This window comes from Sporosarcina quadrami (assembly GCF_014836615.1).
GTDB lineage: Bacteria > Bacillota > Bacilli > Bacillales_A > Planococcaceae > Sporosarcina > Sporosarcina quadrami.
The window spans coordinates 255,235-276,986 of record NZ_JACSQN010000003.1; the positions used below are offsets into that span (position 1 = coordinate 255,235).

General features: G+C 42.8%; 23 protein-coding genes, 5 tRNA genes and 1 rRNA gene. 27 read left to right on the forward strand and 2 right to left on the reverse strand.

What is annotated here, in order from left to right:
* Positions 1–64: 64 nt before the first annotated feature.
* Positions 65–1,255 (reverse strand): FtsW/RodA/SpoVE family cell cycle protein, encoded by a 1,191-nt coding sequence (locus H9649_RS04980; RefSeq protein ID WP_225229670.1) that lies wholly within the window; start codon positions 1,253–1,255, stop codon positions 65–67.
* A 183-nt stretch (positions 1,256–1,438) separates the two neighbouring features.
* Here H9649_RS04980 and H9649_RS04985 point away from each other — a divergent pair, with 183 nt between their 5' ends.
* The 6 genes from H9649_RS04985 to H9649_RS05010 all read left to right on the forward strand — a co-directional run bounded on the left by H9649_RS04985 (position 1,439) and on the right by H9649_RS05010 (position 8,591).
* The gene (locus tag H9649_RS04985; protein WP_191693614.1) at positions 1,439–2,503 is read left to right on the forward strand and encodes a D-alanine--D-alanine ligase; all 1,065 of its coding nucleotides are present in this window, start codon (positions 1,439–1,441) and stop codon (positions 2,501–2,503) included.
* A gap of 12 nt (positions 2,504–2,515) precedes the next feature.
* Positions 2,516–3,889, forward strand: a complete 1,374-nt coding sequence (locus tag H9649_RS04990; protein WP_191693615.1) for a UDP-N-acetylmuramoyl-tripeptide--D-alanyl-D-alanine ligase — start codon at positions 2,516–2,518, stop codon at positions 3,887–3,889.
* Entirely contained in the window at positions 3,886–4,578 is a 693-nt protein-coding gene (locus H9649_RS04995; protein ID WP_191693616.1) for an alpha/beta hydrolase, read from the forward strand. The genes H9649_RS04990 and H9649_RS04995 overlap by 4 nt, the downstream gene beginning before the upstream one ends.
* A gap of 372 nt (positions 4,579–4,950) precedes the next feature.
* Positions 4,951–6,468, forward strand: a complete 1,518-nt coding sequence (locus H9649_RS05000; protein WP_191693617.1) for a DEAD/DEAH box helicase — start codon at positions 4,951–4,953, stop codon at positions 6,466–6,468.
* Positions 6,469–6,574: 106 nt separating this feature from the next.
* Positions 6,575–7,054 (forward strand): PH domain-containing protein, encoded by a 480-nt coding sequence (locus H9649_RS05005; protein WP_191693618.1) that lies wholly within the window; start codon positions 6,575–6,577, stop codon positions 7,052–7,054.
* Complete coding sequence (locus H9649_RS05010) at positions 7,047–8,591, forward strand: PH domain-containing protein (protein WP_318241648.1); 1,545 nt, start codon at positions 7,047–7,049, stop codon at positions 8,589–8,591. The genes H9649_RS05005 and H9649_RS05010 overlap by 8 nt, the downstream gene beginning before the upstream one ends.
* Positions 8,592–8,643: 52 nt before the next feature.
* Here H9649_RS05010 and H9649_RS05015 read toward each other — a convergent pair whose 3' ends face one another.
* Positions 8,644–9,252 (reverse strand): rhomboid family intramembrane serine protease, encoded by a 609-nt coding sequence (locus tag H9649_RS05015; protein ID WP_191693620.1) that lies wholly within the window; start codon positions 9,250–9,252, stop codon positions 8,644–8,646.
* An 83-nt stretch (positions 9,253–9,335) separates the two neighbouring features.
* Here H9649_RS05015 and acpS point away from each other — a divergent pair, with 83 nt between their 5' ends.
* The 21 genes from acpS to H9649_RS05120 form a co-directional block, all read left to right on the forward strand.
* A complete protein-coding gene (gene acpS / locus H9649_RS05020) occupies positions 9,336–9,689 on the forward strand; it encodes a holo-ACP synthase (RefSeq protein WP_191693621.1) in 354 nt (117 codons plus the stop codon).
* Between the two features lie 86 nt (positions 9,690–9,775).
* Positions 9,776–10,783 (forward strand): LolA family protein, encoded by a 1,008-nt coding sequence (locus H9649_RS05025; RefSeq protein ID WP_191693622.1) that lies wholly within the window; start codon positions 9,776–9,778, stop codon positions 10,781–10,783.
* A gap of 68 nt (positions 10,784–10,851) precedes the next feature.
* Positions 10,852–11,982 carry an alanine racemase gene (alr, locus tag H9649_RS05030; RefSeq protein ID WP_191693623.1) on the forward strand — a complete coding sequence of 377 codons (1,131 nt, stop codon included), beginning with the start codon at positions 10,852–10,854 and terminating at the stop codon, positions 11,980–11,982.
* Positions 11,983–12,117: 135 nt separating this feature from the next.
* Entirely contained in the window at positions 12,118–12,405 is a 288-nt protein-coding gene (locus H9649_RS05035; protein WP_318241649.1) for a transcriptional regulator, read from the forward strand.
* Between the two features lie 4 nt (positions 12,406–12,409).
* The gene (locus H9649_RS05040) at positions 12,410–12,760 is read left to right on the forward strand and encodes a type II toxin-antitoxin system PemK/MazF family toxin (protein WP_191693624.1); all 351 of its coding nucleotides are present in this window, start codon (positions 12,410–12,412) and stop codon (positions 12,758–12,760) included.
* Between the two features lie 143 nt (positions 12,761–12,903).
* On the forward strand, positions 12,904–13,734 hold the full coding sequence (locus tag H9649_RS05045; RefSeq protein ID WP_191693625.1) for an RsbT co-antagonist protein RsbRA: 831 nt from the start codon (positions 12,904–12,906) through the stop codon (positions 13,732–13,734).
* Positions 13,731–14,093 carry an STAS domain-containing protein gene (locus H9649_RS05050; RefSeq protein ID WP_191693626.1) on the forward strand — a complete coding sequence of 121 codons (363 nt, stop codon included), beginning with the start codon at positions 13,731–13,733 and terminating at the stop codon, positions 14,091–14,093. Before H9649_RS05045 ends, H9649_RS05050 begins: the two co-directional genes overlap by 4 nt.
* A 2-nt stretch (positions 14,094–14,095) precedes the next feature.
* Positions 14,096–14,497, forward strand: coding sequence for an anti-sigma regulatory factor (locus H9649_RS05055; protein ID WP_191693627.1), 402 nt, complete (start codon positions 14,096–14,098; stop codon positions 14,495–14,497).
* Positions 14,498–14,512: 15 nt separating this feature from the next.
* On the forward strand, positions 14,513–15,517 hold the full coding sequence (locus H9649_RS05060; protein ID WP_191693628.1) for a PP2C family protein-serine/threonine phosphatase: 1,005 nt from the start codon (positions 14,513–14,515) through the stop codon (positions 15,515–15,517).
* 79 nt (positions 15,518–15,596) lie between these two features.
* A complete protein-coding gene (locus H9649_RS05065; protein ID WP_191693629.1) occupies positions 15,597–15,938 on the forward strand; it encodes an anti-sigma factor antagonist in 342 nt (113 codons plus the stop codon).
* On the forward strand, positions 15,925–16,401 hold the full coding sequence (rsbW, locus tag H9649_RS05070) for an anti-sigma B factor RsbW (RefSeq protein WP_191693630.1): 477 nt from the start codon (positions 15,925–15,927) through the stop codon (positions 16,399–16,401). The genes H9649_RS05065 and rsbW overlap by 14 nt, the downstream gene beginning before the upstream one ends.
* Positions 16,376–17,161 (forward strand): RNA polymerase sigma factor SigB, encoded by a 786-nt coding sequence (gene sigB, locus H9649_RS05075; protein ID WP_191693631.1) that lies wholly within the window; start codon positions 16,376–16,378, stop codon positions 17,159–17,161. Before rsbW ends, sigB begins: the two co-directional genes overlap by 26 nt.
* Complete coding sequence (locus H9649_RS05080) at positions 17,161–17,757, forward strand: PP2C family serine/threonine-protein phosphatase (protein WP_191693632.1); 597 nt, start codon at positions 17,161–17,163, stop codon at positions 17,755–17,757. The genes sigB and H9649_RS05080 overlap by 1 nt, the downstream gene beginning before the upstream one ends.
* Positions 17,758–17,889: 132 nt before the next feature.
* Positions 17,890–20,049: a Tex family protein gene (locus tag H9649_RS05085; RefSeq protein ID WP_191693633.1), complete on the forward strand. Its 2,160-nt coding sequence runs from the start codon at positions 17,890–17,892 to the stop codon at positions 20,047–20,049.
* Between the two features lie 11 nt (positions 20,050–20,060).
* Positions 20,061–20,513, forward strand: a complete 453-nt coding sequence (locus tag H9649_RS05090) for a SprT family protein (RefSeq protein WP_191693634.1) — start codon at positions 20,061–20,063, stop codon at positions 20,511–20,513.
* A gap of 161 nt (positions 20,514–20,674) precedes the next feature.
* Positions 20,675–20,749 (forward strand) — tRNA-Glu (locus H9649_RS05095).
* Positions 20,750–20,860: 111 nt separating this feature from the next.
* Positions 20,861–20,935: transfer RNA gene (locus H9649_RS05100), tRNA-Gln, on the forward strand.
* A 161-nt stretch (positions 20,936–21,096) separates the two neighbouring features.
* A tRNA-Lys gene (locus H9649_RS05105) sits at positions 21,097–21,172 on the forward strand.
* 66 nt (positions 21,173–21,238) lie between these two features.
* A tRNA-Leu gene (locus H9649_RS05110) sits at positions 21,239–21,325 on the forward strand.
* A gap of 56 nt (positions 21,326–21,381) precedes the next feature.
* Positions 21,382–21,455, forward strand: a tRNA-Gly gene (locus H9649_RS05115).
* A gap of 221 nt (positions 21,456–21,676) precedes the next feature.
* Positions 21,677–21,752, forward strand: a 16S ribosomal RNA gene (locus tag H9649_RS05120); the annotation flags it as partial.

A 21,752-nucleotide genomic window follows, 5' to 3' on the forward strand; every position in this document is an offset into this window, starting at 1 on the left:
AAAGGACGCCGCTTTTCATTTCCGCCTTATGCCTGTCGCCTCTAGGCAGGCGCCTTCCGCTTTTTCATTCATCCTCATCAGACTCAAACATGTACGTTCGATGATGGAATTTCATGCTGAAGATGAGCCCTATGGCGAGCATGTTGCTAAATAACGAACTGCCTCCGTAGCTGATGAACGGCAGCGGGATTCCGGTGATCGGCAACAGCTGTATATTCATACCGATGTTTTCAAATACATGAAAAGCGATCATCGCGATGACGCCTGTGCATACATATACACTAAAAGGATCTTTCAAACTTAAAGCGACTTTCGTCAAGTGATACATGAGGATGAAATACAGCGAGATGACTACACAAGCGCCGATGAAGCCGTATTCCTCCCCGATGACGCTGAAGATGAAATCGGTATGGTTTTCAGGTATGTACACTTCACGCCCGTGAAACCCTTTCCCCGACAGTTCACCTGAACCGATCGCAGTCATCGCTTGAATTAGATTATACCCTTCATCAGAAGGGTAAGAGTAAGGGTCAAGCCAAGAATAAACCCGTCTGAACTGATAGCGGTCAAAACCGAGGACGTTTTCCATAAAGTCTTGTGCATACAGCGCCATCCATAATAATCCGACACCAAGAATTGCGCCTCCTGAAAACAGTGGAACAATGATTTTCCATGAGATGCCTGCGACGAGTATAATGGCAATTGTAATTGCGATAAATACTAATGAAGTACCTAAATCTGGCTGCTTTGCGATGAAAAACAGCGGGAGGATAAGTGTGATACCGATTTTACCAAGTAGCCAGAAGTCGCTCTTCATGTTGCGCACTAAGTGCTCTTCCTGATGTTTGCTTACTACCCGCGCCATGCCAAGGATGAAGAACGTCTTAATGAACTCAGAAGGTTGAATCGTTCCAATCACAGGCAAATGCAACCATCTTTTCGCGCCAAGACGGATTTCGGCGATCTGATCTTTACCGCCAGGAGCGAACATGAGGAAAAGTAATAATAAAATACCGAATCCATATAACGGCCATGAGATTTTCTTGTATTGTTCAGGGTCTAAGTACATCGCACAGGCGACAATGATCATACCGAGTCCGTACCATCTTATTTGGAGCAAGACAAAATTGATCGGACCGTATTGTTCAGCAGTCTGTGCGGAAGCGATCGCGAAGAAACTCACAATGGCAAGTAACATTAATATGAAAGCGAGCGTCCAATCAAAACGGTCGGACGACTTATTTTGGAGATTCAATGACATTCACCTTTTCTCAAAAACTAGTAGTTCGAGTATAACCTAACTAGCGCAATATATCATATCCTTGTACTGACGTCGCCTAGCGCACGAGGTTGCAAATGGAAAGGTGAAAAATGTTATGAGACAGTCTGTTTCATGCTAAACTATATGAATGAAATCTAAAGCGAGCGAGGGATTCAGATGAAAAGAAAATTAGGGTTAGTCTATGGTGGAAAGTCCGCGGAGCATGAAGTATCGCTCTCCACAGCAAGAGCAGTGACGCATGCAGTAGATTTCGATAAATACGAAGTGATACCAGTATATATAACGTACAGCGGCGAATGGAGAAAAGGCGATGCATTACTTGCACCGGCAGAAACGATTGAACAATTGCGTCTTGAACGAGACATGGAACGACCAGATTGCATCCGGGATTTCTTGAACGGCACCGGAACTCCTGATATTATTTTACCTTTATTGCACGGAACGAACGGTGAAGATGGCACGGTCCAAGGGTTATTTGAAGTGATGAATATTCCGTACGCAGGAAATGGTGTCCTTGCTTCATCCGCAGGCATGGATAAAGTCGTTATGAAGCAACTGTTTCAACATGTCGGTTTAAAACAAGTCCCTTACGTCTATTTCATCCGCAATCAATGGAAGGAAGATCGTCAGTATTGGATCGACAAGATGGAGCGAGAACTCAATTTCCCGATGTTTGTCAAACCTGCTAATCTAGGTTCAAGCGTCGGCATCAGCAAAGCGGTCGATCACGAAACGTTAGTGAAAGCGGTCGAATTCGCTCTCAAATTTGACCGTAAAATTATCGTTGAACAAGGCATTACGGCGCGTGAAGTGGAAGTGAGTGTTCTCGGCAATGACAATCCGGTCTGCTCCGTACTTGGGGAGATTAAACCTGTAGCGACTTTCTATGATTATGAAGCGAAATACCAGGATGGTAGTACCGAACTCCTTATTCCTGCGCCAGTGACGGATGAAGTGCAAACGACGCTCAAGGATATGGCGATTCGTGCATTTAAAGTATTGGATTGTGCAGGACTTGTCCGCGCAGACTTTTTCGTCACAGCTAATGACGAAGTGCTTATCAATGAAGTGAACACAATGCCAGGTTTCACACCGACGAGCATGTTCCCGTTGTTATGGCAAAACACCGGCAAGTCATATCCGGAATTGATTGATGATTTGATTGAACTTGCACTAGAACGTCATGAAGAAAAAAAGAAGATACAATATACGATGGATTGAGTGTGATACGTAATGAAAAGGAAATTGACTGAACTGGCTACATGGCTTGGTGCGAATGGGCAACATATGGAGAATGTCACCGTGAGTGGCGCATCGATTGACTCACGGACAATTGCTGCGGGAGATCTGTTCATACCGTTTCGCGGTGAACAAGTGAACGGTCATAAATATGTGGAGCAGGCGATCCAAAAGGGTGCAGCCGCTTCTTTGTGGATGAAAGACGAACCGGATGCGCCGGAAGATATTCCGCTTATTTTTGTCGAAGATCCTGAACTTGCGCTACAGCAACTTGCTCGCGCTTATCGCGATGAGCTCAAATGCAAATTTATCGGTATCACGGGTTCAAACGGGAAGACATCGACGAAAGATTTGATTGCAAGTGTTTTACGTCCTTACTTCAACGTCCAAAAGACGGAAGGGAATTTTAACAACGAACTTGGAATGCCGTTGACGATTCTTTCATTACAAGAAGACTGTGAAGTGGCAGTTCTTGAAATGGGGATGAGTGGGTATGGCGAAATTTCCTTTTTGTCGAAATTAGCAAAACCGGATTATGCGGTCATTACAAATATCGGCGAAGCGCATATGCAAGATCTTGGTTCACGTGAAGGGATTGCGAAGGCCAAATTTGAAATTATTGATGGATTAAAAGCGGATGGCAAATTCTTTTATGATGGTGATGAACCGCTTTTACACGACCTTGTTAACAAGCATCCGGAGTTGAACAGTGAATCGTTTGGACATAGCGATAATAACGATTTAGCTTTAGTTTCCATTACTTCAGGTGATGAAGGTAGTGAGTTCAAAGTTTCTGGTATCGTCAATGGTGATTTTACAATCCCGGTCTTCGGTGCACATCAGGTTAAAAATACGCTCGCCGCGATTTTAATCGCCCATGAACTTGGATTGGATGAGTCCCGTATTGACAAAGCTCTCAGGCAGTCCAAACTGACAGATATGCGTATGCAACCAGTCGTCGCTTCTAGTGGTGCTTTATTCATTAATGACGCTTATAATGCTGCTCCTACATCGATGCAAGCGGCGCTATCGTTTTTAAAAGAGACGGAATTGCGTACGAAAAAGTGGGTTGTCCTGGGTGATATGTTGGAACTTGGTGACAATGAACGAAACTACCATGAATCCATAGCGACACAACTAAGCACAATACAGTTAGAGGGAATCCTCTTATATGGTCCGCGAATGAAATGGCTGCGAGACGAGCTTGAACAGGTTGGGAACAATAGTAAAATTATCTGGTCGGAAAGTGCGTATGAGCCTTTAATTGAAACGTTGCGAAAATCAATCGGAAAAGATTCAATCGTGTTGTTGAAAGGTTCGAGAGGGATGGCGCTTGAAACGGTCATGAAAGCTGTTCTGGAAGGATGAGTACGGGTGTGCTTTTCCTTCACGGATTTACAGGAGGTCCCTTTGAAGTCCGTCCGTTCATGAATTATATACAGGAACAGACGGACTGGGCCGTTTCCGTACCTGTGCTACCCGGGCATGATTTTCCGCTAAATCTTAAAAATGTATCTGCAGATTCTTGGCTTATGGAAGCGGAACTGGCACTCGGCCGCTTGAGGAAAGAAGTCGACGAGGTCATTATTGTAGGTTTCTCGATGGGTGGACTGATCGCCATGTATTTAGCATTACGCTACCCGATTGCGAAATTAGTGTTGCTTAGTGCTGCTGCGAAGTATATTAGTCCCCGTGTTCTCATTGAAGATGCTGCGGTTATGCTCTCGGAATCCATTACGAAAACGTATCCGCCAAATACGTTTTATCATTTGTATGACTATAAATTACGCCATACGCCATTTGCTGCAACGAGAGAATTTTTGCGCGTTGTAAAAATGGTGGAACCGTATTACGGGAAAATTACTGTTCCGGTTTGTATTGTACAAGGGAAAAAAGATGGCATCGTTCCTTTTGCAACGGCTGATTACTTGTTGAAAAGTTTAGGGTCAGAAAAGAAACAGCTCATCGTATCTGAGCAAGGTAAGCATCATATTTGTTATAGCGATGATTGCAATGAGTGGTACGAAAAAGTGTTGGAATTTATGAATCGCGAATAGCGCAGGATTCTGATTACACTTTTAATGTCGAATCATTTGCGGTTGACGCTTCGTCGTGGTAAACTACTATGAGTATTGGATACATTTACGCGAGACTCTTCCATTGGTGAAGAGTACTTTTTTTTGAATAAAACGGTTTGAAGCCCATGGAACAGCAATCCATCGGGGTGAAGGACCGATCGGCAGAGACCGGCTTCCTTTTCAACTATAGCCTCTGAAACCTATTGAAGTTCATCAATGGACTTCTGTCCACTCCAGAGTATACAAAAATAACGGAAACGTTCCCATAGAAGTTAAAAGCTCGAATTTGCCGTGCTTTCATTTGCAAATGTAACCAATTGCTAAATGAGAAACCAAAGGAGATTGAGAAGTTTGACAAAATTTTCAGAACTTAATATCAGTGAATCCACACAAAATGCATTATCACGTATGGGATTCGAAGAGGCAACACCAATCCAGGAGAGCACAATTACATTCGGTATGGAAGGCAAGGATGTAATCGGACAAGCACAAACGGGTACAGGTAAAACTGCGGCATTTGGTATTCCTCTAATCGAGAAAATCGATATGAACGACACATCCGTACAAGCGCTAGTCATCGCACCAACACGTGAACTTGCAATCCAAGTATCCGAAGAAATCTACAAAATCGGTTACGGAAGACGCGCTCGCGTATTGACTGTTTATGGCGGCCAAGAAATCGGACGTCAGATCCGTGCATTGCGCAACAATCCACAAATCGTCGTTGGAACACCAGGTCGTATACTTGACCATATTAACCGTAAAACGTTGAAATTGGATAAAGTACAGACACTTGTTCTTGACGAAGCTGATGAAATGTTGAACATGGGCTTCATCGAAGACATCAATACAATTTTGGCAGCAGTACCAGCTGAACGCCAAACACTATTGTTCTCTGCGACAATGCCTCCAGCAATTCGTAAAATTGCTGAAACATTCATGAAGAACCCTGAAATCGTGAAAATTAAATCGAAGGAAATGACAGTCGAGAACATCGACCAGTACTTCGTTAAATCACAAGAAAGAGAAAAGTTCGATATCCTATCACGTCTATTGAATGTACACCAACCGGAACTTGCAATTATCTTCGGTCGTACGAAACGTCGTGTTGATGAACTATCTCATGCACTTAATATCCGCGGATACCTTGCAGAAGGAATTCACGGTGATTTGACACAAGCGAAGCGTATGTCAGTACTTCGCCAGTTCAAAGAAAACAAAATCGATATCTTAGTTGCAACTGATGTAGCTGCGCGTGGACTTGATATTTCAGGCGTAACACACGTATATAACTTTGATATTCCACAAGATCCAGAAAGCTATGTACACCGTATCGGACGTACAGGCCGTGCTGGTAAGAGTGGTATGGCAATTACATTTGTCACTCCACGTGAAATGGGTTACTTGCGTACCGTTGAAGAAACTACTAAAAAGCGCATGAATCCACTTCAGCCACCAACAGAAGACGAAGCGTTGATCGGTCAACAACGTGTAGCGATGGATCAGTTAAAAGAAATCGTTGCGAAAAACGAGTTGAATGATTATATGCCATTAGCGGCAGAACTTCTTCAAGGTATGGATGCTCAAGAAGTTGTTGCAGCGGCAATTAGATCATTAACGAACGAGCCGGACGATACACCAATCAAGATTACTGAAGAGCGTCCTTTACCAAGCCGTAAACCACAATCATCACGCAGTGGTGGAGGATATAAAGGTAACCGTAGTGGCGGAGGCCGTTCATCTGGCGGCAACCGTGGCGGCGGATATGGCGGCGGAAGCGGCGGTTCACGTCGTAGTAGTGGAAGTCGTGAAGGCCGCGAAGGCGGAGCACGCAGAGATCGTCCAAGAGGCGGCAAGTCAGAAAGATAATTACAAAAATTCCTGGGAGACGATTTATCGTCTTTTGGGAGTTTTTTATTTCCGAAACATTTTCGGGTGTCATTCGTATACAATAGAAAGAAAGGAGTGTGTTTTTATGAGGGCTCAACCTGCAAACAGGATTTCCCGTAAAGGGCTAAAAGTATGGCGTTTATACGGCATCATTCAAACGAGCATACTTACATTGCTTGCAATTGGTATCGGTGTCCTCGTATACATATTTGAATGGCCAACGTGGATCTATCTGATTGAAGTCGGCGTCATTGTTCTGTTCGCTTATTTCATCATCGCTCTTTTCCCGAAAATTAGGTGGATGAGATGGAGATATGAAGTGCGTGAATCTGAAATTGAGTTGCAACACGGGTTATTCATCGTTAAGCGGACTCTCATCCCGATGGTGCGAGTTCAACATGTCGATACATCTCAAGGGCCGATTCTTAGGAAGTATGGATTGGCTGAAATTTCAATATCGACTGCTGCTACAGTTCATACAATTCCAGCATTAGTAATGGGGGAAGCGGATGATATGAGAAATAGAATTTCCGTACTTGCAAGGGTGGCGGAAGATGATGTCTGAACATAAACGGTATAAGTTACACTGGATTACGGCGATACTCGAAATGGTAAAGACATTGAAAGAGGCGATTCTACCGCTTGTTGTGCTGCTTTTTGCGAATGGCTGGCGCGGAAGTGGGAATGCCCCGTGGTATGTGGAATATTGGACATTCATTGTGTTCGGTGTGCTCATTATTTTCTTGCTAATTAGCGGTATCATTAAATGGGTACGATTCGTCTATTGGTTTGAAGATGATGAGTTGCGCATTGAGTCTGGACTGTTCGTGAAAAAGAAACGTTATATCCCTTTTGATCGAATCCAAAGCTTGGACTATACCGAAGGCATTTTTCACAGGCCGTTCGGGTTAGTAAAAGTGAAGGTTGAAACGGCTGGAAGTTCCTCGTCAAAACAAGCTGAAGGTGAGTTAACCGCCATTTCAAAAGAGGCGGCTAAACGAGTTGAAATTGAACTGGCTGAAGCGAAAAAACGCAAAAGAAACAACGTAGTTATTGATGAAGAAGAACATATGCTTGAAGAAGGTTTTATTCCGCAAGGGCATCATGAAGAAACACCAATACTTACAAATATCTTCACCATGACGAATAAAGATTTGCTGATCCTTGCAACGACTTCGGGAGGAATTGGCGTTATCTTATCGGGTGTGGCGATTTTCGCTTCTCAGTTCGGTGACCTTATACCATATGAATGGATGTACGAGGAGATTTCTGCATTTATCAAGTTCGGCGTCTTAATTGTCGCGATAGCGGTATTCTTTGGGGTACTTGGCGTTTGGCTGTTGTCAGTTGCGATGACGTTTCTGTCCAATTTCAATTTCAACGTTACGCTAGGTGAAGAGGATATCGTCATTACGAGAGGATTACTTGAGAAAAAACGGGCTACAGTGCCACTCAAGCGAATCCAAAGTATTGTCGTCGTGGAAAACCCACTTCGGAAGCTGTTCGGTTATGCATCCGTTACAATCCATAGTGCAGGTGGGGGGATTTCTGATAGCTCTAAAATCAATCTCTTCCCTTTAGTGAAGAGGAAGATGGTGGAACGATATTTACTGGAAGTGTTTCCTGACATGCATGTCGATGAGCCTGCAAATAAGCTGACTGTTAGAGGAAAACCGTTCTATTACCGAATCGATTTTCTTTGGATGGTACCTGTAATTGGAGCATTAATATATTTCTTTTTCCCGTATGGACTTTTTTCGCTCGCAATTATTCCTGTAATTATGGCACTTGGCATGTGGCAACATCGTTCGGCGGCCTTTGATATTAGCGGCAATCAGCTGACGATGCGTTTTAGGGGGATCAGTCTCCAGACGGCTTATATGATGCGGAAAAGAATTCAATCTATGGAAATGAAACAAAGTTATTTCCATAGACGTAAAGGTGTCGCAACAATCGTTGCTAGCGTCAAGTCAGGTATGGGGACGTATCATGCTACTGTGCAACATATGGAAGTAGAAAAAGCTGAAGAGATTTTTGATTGGTACGAAAAAGATCGAGTGCCTTCTGCAAAACAAGTTACCGGAAACCCGGTGACAGAATAGGAAGCATATAAAAAGGTGGAGCGGGATGATTAATTCCCACTCCACCTTCTATTTACCGCTTTCGCCAGCTGACAATTCGTTTCGGATGAAAATAACTGAGACCGACGATGAAACCGACTATCAGACCTGCGATATGACCGATAATATTGACGCCTGGTTGGAGGAACGTCATGATTACGCTAAGCACGATAATCGGCAACATGATTTGACGGAGCTGAGGAAATGCATTTTTTGTGTAGTAAATCAGTGCGCCAAATGCACCGAAAATCCCGAAAATCGCTCCGCTTGCTCCGGCATGTGCTGTTTCGATTCCGCCGAGGAAGTATGTGGCGATATTTGCAAAAATTCCAGCGAGCATATAGATGGTAAGGAATCTCGCTTTGCCTGCAAACTTTTCAAGTTCGGGTCCGAAGATGAACAACGAAAACATGTTAAATAGCAAGTGCATAAACCCGAGATGCATGAACATCGGTGTAAAAAGCCGCCACCATTCACCGTCTGCAATGAGGTAATTGACGCCTAAACCAAAGTGATAAAGTTCGAGATTCCATTGAAATGGCATAGACGTTAGAACGAAGACGATCGTATTAATAATAATTAGGGCAGTTACAAATGGGTAGGCCCGAATGTACTGAGAAAAGTTTTCTGTACGGATAAACAAATTTTTCACCTGACCTTTGGATTCATTATACAACGTTTTCGGTTGGATAAGAAGTGAGATAACCTCGTCAAGGAGTTGAAGAGATGATACAGGGAATCGGATTGGATATCGTAGAGTTGGATCGTATTGCCCGGTTGGATGGAAAGTCCGCAAAGTTCCGCATGCGTATATTATCAGATGCGGAATTGAAGCGCTATGAACAATTACCGCAGCATCGACGCATTGAGTTCCTAGCGGGACGCTTTGCTGGGAAGGAAGCGTTCGCGAAGGCAAGAGGGACGGGGATTGGTAACGGTTGCCGTTTCGAGCAGATCGAAATATTGCCGGATGTTGCAGGGAAACCGACGCTTTCTTTTGACGAAGAGCTAGTGGAAGGCTTCATTTCAATAACGCACACACAAACGGTTGCTGCGGCACAAGTCGTTTTAATGAAATAAATATTTTGATGTAAACAAGCTCGCATAATTGACTATCTCCTCTCATAAGATGACCTACCCGATTGAAATGAGAAAGGATGAACTGTATGCGCAGCCGAATTTTTGTTTTAATGCTAGTTGCAGTCATGACACTTCTTGCAGCTTGTGGAGCACCATCGAAAGAGGATGTCATGAAAAAGCTCAGTGGTAAGTGGAACGAAGCAAAAGGGTACGAATTGCAAGCGACGATGGAAATCAAGACAGGTTCGGAGCCGAGACTATACGATGTAACTGTATGGCATACTAAACCTGAGTTCTACAAAGTGAATGTTAAGCAAGGCGGTACCGAAGATTCCCAGATGATTGTACGTAATAATGATGGGGTGTTTGTTATAACGCCATCTCTAGGAAAAACGTATAAGTTCCAAAGTGATTGGCCGACACAAAACAGTATGCCGTATCTAATCGGCACATTGTCTGATGACATCAAGGCGGATAAAAATGCAACAATGGTCGAGAAGGATAAGACGTATGTGTTTGAGACAGCATCACGTAATAACCACAAAAAAGTTCTTCCTACACAACAAATTCATATTGATAAGAAAACGTTACTGCCTAAGTACGTCTCAGTCATGGATGAAAACAATGAAGAGAAAATTCGTGTGACATTCAATAAAATCACAATGGGCGTCGAACATAAGCAATCTGATTACGATGTGAAAATGGAAGACATCCAGAAAGATAAGAAGCCACAATCCAATGAAGGTGCAGATGAAACAGGCATGATGAAATTTTATCCAAATCTAAGTTGGGATGGAACAGTAATCGATGAAGGGTCTGTAGAAACTGAGAATGGAACAAGATCCTTCATGACATATGGCGGGGGAGACAAAGAGTTTGTAGTCGTTCAGGAACCTGCGGGACCGGCTAACGAATTAGTGGCGGTATCTGTAGAAGGAGATCCTGTAGATTTAGGATTTACGGTTGCAGCGTTAACGGATAACTCCATTCGTTGGGAGCAGGACGGTGTAGCGTTCTTTGTAGCATCTTCCACTTTGACACCCGATGAATTGATAGAAGTCGCTTCATCAATGGTTGCTGAAGATAGTAAATGACAATTGTTGACATAGCATAGCCCTTAGATTGATAATGTAAGAATCTATTACACAATCGAGGGATCACTATGGAAAATGAAATGGAATTTCGGCCGACAAAAGCGGTTATAGATTTACAGGCGATTCAACAAAATGTCAGGAACCTCACAGCTTATCTACCTCGTGAGACAGCAGTCATAGCCGTCGTCAAAGCAGACGGCTATGGTCATGGTGAAGTGGAGGTCGCTAAAGCGGCGATTAAAGCAGGTGCATCCATGGTAGCGGTTGCTACTCCTGATGAAGCAGTTAGGTTAAAGGAGGGAGGCGTCACTAGTGATGTACTAGTGATGGGTCCTTCACCTGTTTTGTTTGCAAAAAAAGCAATTGATCTTGGCATACATGTCACGGTTACTGATGCGGAATGGATTCGTCAAGCGACTCGGGTAGTTGACGAATTCGTAAAACCGCTTAACGTGCATGTTAAAATTGACACAGGAATGGGTAGGATAGGAGTAAGGACTGCTGACGCTTTACAAGAAGTCGTGCAAGTGCTTAATTCTTCTGATGTTGTGAAATTGGTCGGTGCTTTTACGCATTTTGCTTGCGCAGATGAAGACGATTCACTTACGACAAAAAGGCAATTCGACAAATTCATGGAACTTGTCGAAAATTTCCCGGAAAGACCTTCAATTGTGCATGCTGCGAACAGTGCGGCGACATTTTTATATCCTGATTACGCACTTGATGCTGTTCGGTTTGGTATTAGTCTTTACGGTATCGCTCCGTCTGCTTATGTCGGGAGTCGTTTGCCATTTACGTTGCAAAGAGCATTTTGTCTTGAAACGGAACTTGCTTACGTCAAACAAGTTGAAAAAGGCAACCGGATCAGTTACGGAGGTACGTATGAAACCTTGGAGGATGAATGGATCGGAACGATTCCGATCGGCTATGCTGACGGTTTGAAACGCGGACTCCGCGGACAGGAAGTACTCATTGCAGGTGAACGTATGCCGATTGTCGGAACAATTTGTATGGATCAGTGTATGGTGAAACTGCCAAGGGAAATGCACGTTGGTGAAAAGGTGACACTTATCGGGAAGCAAGCTGACGAAGAGATAACGATGGAAGAATGGGCGGAACGTCTCGGTACAATTCCTTATGAAATCGCAGTTACTATTTCCAAACGTGTACAGAGGGTATACGGAACAACCAATGGGTAATTATCACAATTCGACAAAGACCACGTTATTTGAAGATTCTTGTCAATAAAAACCTTACTATGTCTTCTCATTGTCGAACTTCAATGGTAAGATAGAGTGGAATAGAATCGATCGAGGGAACGGGGTCTGTCGGAGGTGCTAGAATTGCGGGAGAAAAACGTCAGAAAAGTCATTGGTAAAATGCCTAAAGAACTGTTGAACGAAATTAAACATACGGCCGTCCATCATGCGCCGGAGCGCGGAGAATTCGTTTATGTTTCAACAAAGCGGTATATGACTGGCCATGAAGCGGATACGATCCGTGAAGCCATGATGGTCGGCTACGTTGAAATGTCGCAAATCAACTTAAGAATTGCAAAGGAATGTTTGCATGCGGAGCTCGAAGCCCAGCATACGATGGAACGTCTCGTAAGCGGAGGATGAAAAGTTGGCGATAAAACGTGGAGACGTCTTTTTTGCAGACCTGTCACCCGTCGTTGGATCCGAACAGGGAGGGACTAGACCGGTACTTGTCATACAAAATGATATAGGCAACCGATTCAGCCCTACAGTTATTGTCGCGGCAATCACTGCACAGATCCAAAAGGCGAAACTGCCGACACATGTTGAAATTGATGCAGATCGTTATGGATTCGAGCGGGATTCTGTCATCCTGCTCGAACAGATCCGCACAATCGACAAGTCAAGGCTAACCGATAAGATCACCCATTTGGATGAATTATTGATGGAACAGGTTGATGAAGCTATAGAAATCAGTTTTGGTCTAGTTAAATTCTAGAATACATAGTGAGAAAACACTTCAGATTATATAATCTGAAGTGTTTTTTGCATTAATTGACTTTAAAAGATGTATCATTTGTCTTTTTTAGGTACAATGTAAATAAGGAAATTTTTTATTTTTATGAGGAGGCGCACTTACGGATGAACAAACTTATGGTAGAGAGCATCAATGAGTATATGGACGAAATCATAGAGCGATGGACTACAAGGATGAAAGAAGAAAAAGGCGAACGGTTCTTCCATTTTATGCCTGACCATCTTGTTGATAAGACAAGCAGGGAATTCGCAGAGTTAATGACGTCCAATATTAGGGAGACTTCATCAATCGACTCTGATAAAATCAATGAATTTACAGAGAAGATTGTTCGTTTCGGTTGGGCAATTAAGTTTGTCAATAAAGCAATTGACAATTTCTCAAATGTAGTCTTTGAACTGTTGGAAGAGAAAGATGTTATAACTGACGAAAACTTGAGACGATTTATTGTGTTATTTAGTAGTTGGATTAACCCTTTACGAGAAAGTATCATTGATGCTTATTCAACGGAATGGGAAAGAACGGTCAGTTTGCAGAAAATCGCTTTACAGGAGCTATCTGCTTCTTTAATACCTGTATTTGAGAAAATTTCCGTCATGCCTCTAGTCGGAACGATTGATACTGAACGTGCTAAACTGATTATGGAAAATCTACTCGAAGGCGTTGTTAGTCAACGTGCTGAAGTTGTATTACTTGATATTACAGGAGTGCCTGTCGTAGATACAATGGTCGCTCACCATATTATACAAGCTGCTGATGCAGTGCGATTGGTAGGTGCGAAATGTATGCTCGTCGGTATTCGTCCTGAAATCGCTCAAACAATTGTTGCGTTAGGTATTAACTTGAACGAATTTACTACGAAAAGTACATTGCAACGTGGAATGCAAGCTGCCTTGGGAATGACAAATCGAGAAATTGTGGAGGTGAATGGACAATGAAAACACGTATCCCGATTTTAAAATTGAACGAAGTACTCATCGTATCCATTCAATGGGAACTGGATGACCAGACGGCCATTCAATTTCAGGAAGATCTGTTGAACAAGATGCATGAAACGTCCGCTCTCGGAGTAGTGATCGATTTAACACCAATCGATTTTATCGATTCATTTATCGCCAAAGTACTTGGAGATGTTATTAATATGACAGGGTTGATGGGAGCGAAGGTTGTCATAACGGGAATTCAACCGGCTGTCGCAATCACATTGATTGAACTGGGTATCCGTTTAAACAATGTAATGACGGCACTGGATTTGGAAAACGGTTTGGATAAACTTACTAAAGAATTGGAGGCCTGACAATGAATCTTGGGTCTTCTGTAGAGATAATTACGGAATGGGATATTGTTGCTGCTAGACAACTAGGTCGGAATGAAGCGAAGCAAGTGGGATTTGGTACAGTTGACCAAGCTAGAATCACGACAGCTATTAGCGAATTGGCACGGAACATTTACTTATATGCCGGAAAAGGGAAGATTGAGATTGAACGTATCAGCGAAGCAGGGCTTGTTGGTATAAAAATCATTGCTTCCGATGAAGGTCCAGGTATCCCTGATTTACGTAAAGTAATGGAAGACGGTTTTACGACGTCAGGAGGACTAGGTGCCGGAATGCCTGGTGTTAAGAGATTGATGGACGAATTCAAAGTCATCTCTGAAGTAGGGGAAGGAACTACAATCATTACAACTAAATGGCTCCACTAAGGAGGGGGTTAAAAAATGCCTCAAGAAGTTACTAAACAGTATAAGGAAATAATGAGCAAATATCTAGAAAGTCAAAGTGAAGAGGATCTATATGTAGGGCAACAATTCAGTCGGCGTTTCATAGAAAAGGATATCGCGCCGGAAGATGTCATTAGCATACATAAGAGCGCCCTATTTGAATTGCATCCTAATTTGCGAAAGCAAGTATGGGATTCTTTGGACTTCTTAATAGAAATGATGATCCATTACGGATTGACAATGCGCGAGCATCAAAGTCTTGTTCGCAAGCAAGAAGCGATTCAGATGGAGATGAACGTAGCGACGAAAGTCCAAGATACGCTTCTTAAAACAGTGGAACCAGATGCGGAAGGGTTGGATGTCGGTTGGATTTCCCAACCTGCACACCAAATGAACGGCGACTATATCTACTTCTTAAACCAAGAAAACGCTTCCAGTGTCGCTGTTGCCGATGTGATAGGTAAAGGCATTCCGGCTGCGCTCTGCATGTCCATGATCAAATTCGGAATGGATGGATTGCAGAACGAAAATTCGAGCCCGGACAATGTACTTGGAATCATTAACCGGATCGTGGAAAAAAGTGTAGACGATTCAATGTTCATTTCTATGTTTTATGGTAAATATAACTCCATAACATCCACTTTTTCTTATGCTTCAGCAGGGCACGAGCCAGCTTTGCATTTCTCTAGTGGAACAAGCGCTTTCACGGAACTTGACGCGAGAGGGCTTTTGCTTGGAGTGAAAAAGGAAGCAATCTATGATGAGCATTCCGTTGTCCTTGAAGAAGGGGACTTTGTCGTTATGATGACCGACGGCGTGACTGAGAGTAGAACGGAAAATGGATTTATAGAAATGTCCGCCATTAAAAGTCTTCTAGCAGAAAAGAAAGATGAATCCGCGCAGGAAATCGCCGATTACGTCTATTCTGAGCTAAGCAGGATGCAAGACTACCAACTAAGCGACGATTTTACAATTGTTATCTTCAAAAAGAAAACAGTATAGGTTTACGTTTTTGAGGAATGGGTATTCATTTAGATAGCGAGTTATCCATAACGAAAATAAGAGAGTCGGGGTGCAAGACATGAATTTACAAGTAGAATTATTAGAGAAAAACAGTGTTCAATGTTTTAAAGTGGTTGGTGAAATAGATGCTTACACAGCGCCTGTGCTAAAGGAACGGTTGGCGGCTGTTGAAAAGGTTGAAGGACTTCATGCAGAACTTGATCTATCCGAAGTAGACTATATGGACAGTACAGGTCTTGGTGTATGTGTAGGATTTTATAAAGCGGTGTCGAATAATGGTGGTCATGTTAAAATCACTGGATTGAACAGACGACTAAGTCGCCTATTTGAAATTACAGGCTTAAATGAAATCATAGACATTGAACTGAAAGAAAGTGAGGACGACAATGCAACATTATGATTATATTGAGATCAAGATACCGGCGAAAACACAGTACATTGGAGTAGCAAGACTTATGATTTCGGGTATTGCCAGCCGTCTTGGTTTTACATACGATGATATTGAGGACTTGAAAATAGCTTCAAGTGAAGCAATCACAAATGCTGTACAACATGCTTACGCAGATAATGAGCAAGGTGAAGTAGTCGTTGGATGCGCAATGTATGAAGATAAATTGGAAATTATGATTGCAGATCATGGTTCTAGTTTTGATTTTGAAGAAACAAAAAAACATATAGGACCTTATAAGGATGCAACTGAAGAGCGCTTCCTCCGCGAAGGTGGCCTTGGTCTTTACTTGATGGAGACATTAATGGATGAAGTGAAATTCCATCAAGAGGAGGGCGTAACGGTCTTCATGACCAAACATCTCGGCGGAGAGCGAGGCGAACAAGAAGATGTCCAACGAACAGCCAACTCATAAACCAGATACGAAAGAAAAGGTATTAGATTGGATACGGAAATATCAGGATACGAATGATGATGAGGCGCAGACGAACTTAGTGCTTCATTATGAACGCCTCGTCCATTCAATTGCCCGTAAGTATTCCAATGGTAAACCGTATCATGAGGATATCGTACAAGTAGGAATGCTCGGACTGCTTGGTGCCATTCGACGGTATGATCCGGAGCTTGGTCGTAGTTTCGAAGCATTCGCTGTCCCGACGATTGTCGGGGAAATTAAACGATTCTTACGCGACAAGACATGGGCCGTTCACGTTCCAAGGCGCATAAAGGAACTTGGGCCAAAGATTAAAGGGGCAGTTGAAGCTCTGACAACTGAAATGCAACGCTCCCCTTTAGTGAGCGAAATTGCTGAATATCTCGAGACAGACGAAGAACTAGTACTAGAAGCGATGGAAATGGGTAGAAGCTACCAAGCATTATCTATGGACCATACGCTTGAAGCGGATTCTGAAGGTGGTACAGTAACGTTGTTCGATATTATTGGACAAGCGGACGACGGGTACGAGAAGACCGATCATCGCCTTATCGTCGCTGATGCACTCAGTGTGTTATCTGAACGTGAAAAACAAATCATCCAGTATACATACATCGATCAACTGAGTCAGAAAGAGGCCGGCGAGCGACTTGGCATTTCACAAATGCATGTATCCAGACTTCAACGTAAAGCTATTAAAAAATTGCAAGAAGCGATAACAGCAGCTGGTGGTGTGTCGTAGTGGAGGAAATTATAAACGATCATGTTGAGGCGTATGTATACAATACGGCAAAACACGGCAATGTAGAGTCGGGTGACGTTTACTATGTCCATGCTGGTGAAGATTATTTCATGTGTGCAATCGCGGATGGTTTAGGGAATGGAGTGGTTGCACGGCAATCAGCCGAAATCATTCCTCAAGTACTTGCCGAACACCATCATGAGTCCCTTGATGAACTACTGAGCCGCTGCAATGAACATATGGTGCAAAAACGTGGAGCAGCCGTAGCGATTGTACGTGTAAATTATAAAGAAAGTACAATTGAATATAGTTGCATCGGAAATGTCAGATTATACATCCTTCATGGTAGGGAGAAAATGATCTATCCCTTGCCGGTCATGGGGTATTTATCGGGAAGACCGCAAAAAATGAATACCCAAAAATATGATTATTCAATCGGTGATCTTTTCTTCCTTCATTCAGATGGTGTCGAGTTGAACAATCCAAAGGCTAGTTTAAAACAAAGTACCAATGCTATGGAATTGTATAATATCATTAAAGAATCAGCTAATCCTGGCGATGACGCCACATTTATAGCTGGATGCCTGCTTCAGTAACTTGGAGCAGGTTTTATTTTGCGTTCACAAGTCCGCGAGTTATGATGACACGTGTCGAAATAGGATGTTCATTGAGTAGGCAGGGAGGTAAGTGGTAAACTGTTCTTATGGAAAGAAAGGATGTAATCGTTCATGGCAAAGCAGATAATAGAATTCACAGCTAAAAGGGCAGGCGTCAGTACAAAACAAACAAGCAGCGTCATTGCACTTTTAGACGAGGGGAATACTGTTCCGTTTATTGCACGTTATCGTAAAGAAGCGACAGGATCACTCGATGAAGTGCAAATTAAATCAATCGAAGATGCGTACCAATATGAAAAAGGTCTCGAGCAACGAAAAGAAGAAGTGATTCGTTTAATAGAAGAACAAGGCAAGATGACTGATGAATTAAAACAGGATATCGAAAAAGCGACTGTCCTTCAACGACTAGAAGATTTGTATAGACCTTACAAACAGAAACGCAGAACACGTGCGATGATCGCAATTGAAAGTGGTCTTGAACAGTTGGCGGATCAGTTGGTTTTATTCAAAAGTGACGAACCTACAGTTCTCGCTGAACCATTCATTAATGAAGAAAAAAATGTCTCTTCTATAGAAGAAGCATTGGCAGGTGCACGCGACATCATTGCAGAACGAATTGCGGATGACGCGGCATTGCGTGAACTTGTTCGGAAACTGGCCTGGTCGGATGGGCAGATGGCGTCAACACTTCGTAAAGGGGCGGAAGACGAGCGTGCTGTCTACGAAATGTATTACGCCTACGAAGAACCGCTAAAAAAAGTAGTCCCTCATAGAGTGCTTGCGTTAAATCGTGGGGAAAAGGAAGACGTACTTCGTGTCGGTGTCATATTCCCAGCAGAAAGAATCGTTTCAGGGATTGAACGAGAAGTTATCAAAAAAGTGCATTCGCCAAGTACACCTCAAGTGAAAGAAGCGATTGAAGACGCATTTAAGCGGCTAATAGCTCCTTCCGTAGAAAGAGAGATTAGAACGGCTTTGACGGAAAAAGCTGAAGCGCAAGCAATACACGTTTTTTCAGAGAACCTTAAAAGTTTACTATTACAACCACCTTTAAAAGGGAAAATGGTGTTAGGCGTAGATCCGGCATTCCGTACAGGTTGTAAATTAGCAGTTATCGATGAGTCGGGCAAGATGCTAGAAGTGTCCGTCATCTATCCTCACCCGCCAAAACCGAGTAAAGAGGAATCCAAAAAGAAAATACTTGAAACGTTGAGTAACTATAAAATTCAAATCATTGCAATCGGTAACGGAACAGCTTCACGAGAAACAGAGCAATTTATCGCAGAGTGCATTAAAGAGTCAACGAACCCTGTTTCCTATGTCATTGTTAATGAAGCAGGGGCGAGTGTCTATTCCGCATCATCTCAAGCGCGAGAAGAGTTCCCCGATCTTCAAGTAGAACAAAGAAGTGCGGTTTCAATCGCACGCAGATTGCAAGATCCGCTGTCTGAACTTGTTAAAATTGACCCTGAATCGATAGGTGTAGGCCAGTACCAACATGACGTGGCGCGTAAAAAGTTATCGGAATCATTGTCATTCGTCGTTGAAACAGCCGTTAACCGAGTAGGCGTCAATGTGAATACAGCGTCTTCTTCGTTATTGCAATACGTAGCAGGACTTTCAAAGACTGTCGCTGAAAATATTGTAAAAGCACGTGAAGATCAAGGTTTGTTCCAAAAAAGAACACAGTTGAAAAAGATTCCGCGTCTCGGTGCGAAAACGTATGAACAGGCAATCGGGTTCTTGCGAATTTCTGAAGCGAAAGACGTTTTCGATTCGACAGGACTCCACCCAGAAAGCTATGCAACAGCTGAACACGTGTTAAAAGAAGCAGGGTTGGATAAAAATATGCTCGGAAAACCTGAAGCTGTCGAAGCTTTGTCAAAACTGGACATTCGTCAACTTGCTGAAAAACTGGAAGTCGGAGAAGTGACATTACGTGACATTATCGATACGCTACAACGCCCAAACCGCGATCCGCGTGACGATTATCCGCAGCCATTACTGAAAGCGGATGTATTAGATATTAAAGACTTATATGAAGGGATTGAAATGCAAGGAACTGTTAGAAACGTAGTAGACTTCGGAGCATTCGTAGACATCGGAGTATCAGAAGATGGACTCGTTCACATTTCTAAACTGAAAAAAGGCTTCGTCAAGCATCCTCTTGACGTTGTTGCGTCCGGCGATATCGTCACCGTATGGGTGCAAAGTGTGGACAAGAACAAAGGTAGAATATCACTCACAATGATTCCACCTGCAAAAAAGTAAGGAAGTTATAATTGGAAACCTTAACACTTCAACAATTAGTGGAACAACTGTCTACGGAATTCTTCGGGAAACCGTTTATGCATAAAGCACTCTTTAACAATCGGCTACGAACGACAGGTGGAAGATACAAACTTCGCGACGGTTCAATTGAAATAAACCCAGCAGTTCTCCAGTTACATGATTTGGATGAATTAAAGGGCATTATAAAACATGAGCTGTGTCATTATCATCTTCACCAAGAAGGAAAAGGCTATCGTCACGGAGATACGGATTTCAAAAAACTGCTGAAAGAAACAGGATCACCGAGATTTTGTAAACCGATGACAGACCAAATTCAAGCTTCTCAAAACATCCATTACTATAAATGCGCGTCATGCAATCTGGAATACAAAAGAAAAAGAAAAATGGATGTAAAGAAGTACAGATGCGGAAAATGTCGAGGAGAAATAGTATATCAGAAATAAATCAAGAGCTTGTCAGGCCTATTAAATCAACGCCTTGGCAAGCTCTTTACTATTTTTCAAAAAAGAATTCATTAAAACTGTTGACGAATAACAATTGTGTCTCTATAATAGGAAAAGTCGATTAGAAACAACGACAAACAACAAACGAAACACTTACTTAAGGCCCCTTGGTCAAGCGGTTAAGACACCGCCCTTTCACGGCGGTAACACGGGTTCGAATCCCGTAGGGGTCACCATTTCATTTTAAATGCATAACATTCGTGTTTACGAACATATTAGAAGGGAAGTACAATAGCATCCCTACAATGAACAGTATTCACTAGCATGGAAAATGATTATAAAATTAATGGGGTATAGCCAAGCGGTAAGGCAACGGACTTTGACTCCGTCATTCGTTGGTTCGAATCCAGCTACCCCAGCCAATCTTTTTAAACGAGAAGCGTTTAAAAAGATTTGCGAGAAATACCGAAAGGTATTTTGAGCACAAAGGTTTTAAATAACCACACAAAATAGTATTTGCCAAAACAACAATGGTTTAAAAGTAAAATCAAAACCATTAGCACTAGTTACATTCCATAAGCACGAGCCATTAGCTCAGTTGGTAGAGCATCTGACTTTTAATCAGAGGGTCGCAGGTTCGAATCCTGCATGGCTCACCATTTACCTTTAAAAAAGTTATTGACATTCTCACTGAGAACTGTATAATAAACTGTGTCGCAAATAATGCGGTAGTGGCGGAATGGCAGACGCGCTAGGTTGAGGGCCTAGTGGGGGTTAACCCCGTGGAGGTTCAAGTCCTCTTTACCGCACCAAATTCTATTCTGGTAATAGTAACTAACGCCAATGAAATAGAATATCAACTTTATACGCGGGTGTAGTTTAGTGGTAAAACCTCAGCCTTCCAAGCTGATGATGAGGGTTCGATTCCCTTCACCCGCTCCAATTACTTTTTAAAAATAACGCTTGACTCGAAAGAAGAGAGATGTTATACTAGAATAGTTGCTGAAAGAGAGCGACACAATGAACCTTGAAAACTGAACAGCAAAACGTCAACAATACAAGTTCTGAAACCGGCTTGCCGGTGAACGGACAAAACGAATCTTCGGATTCAAAATTGACATCTTAAATGATGCCAGCAAGAAATGAGCTATTCATTTTCTTCTATTATGGAGAGTTTGATCCTGGCTCAGGACGAACGCTGGCGGCGTGCCTAATACATGCAAGTCGAGCGGATTGAAG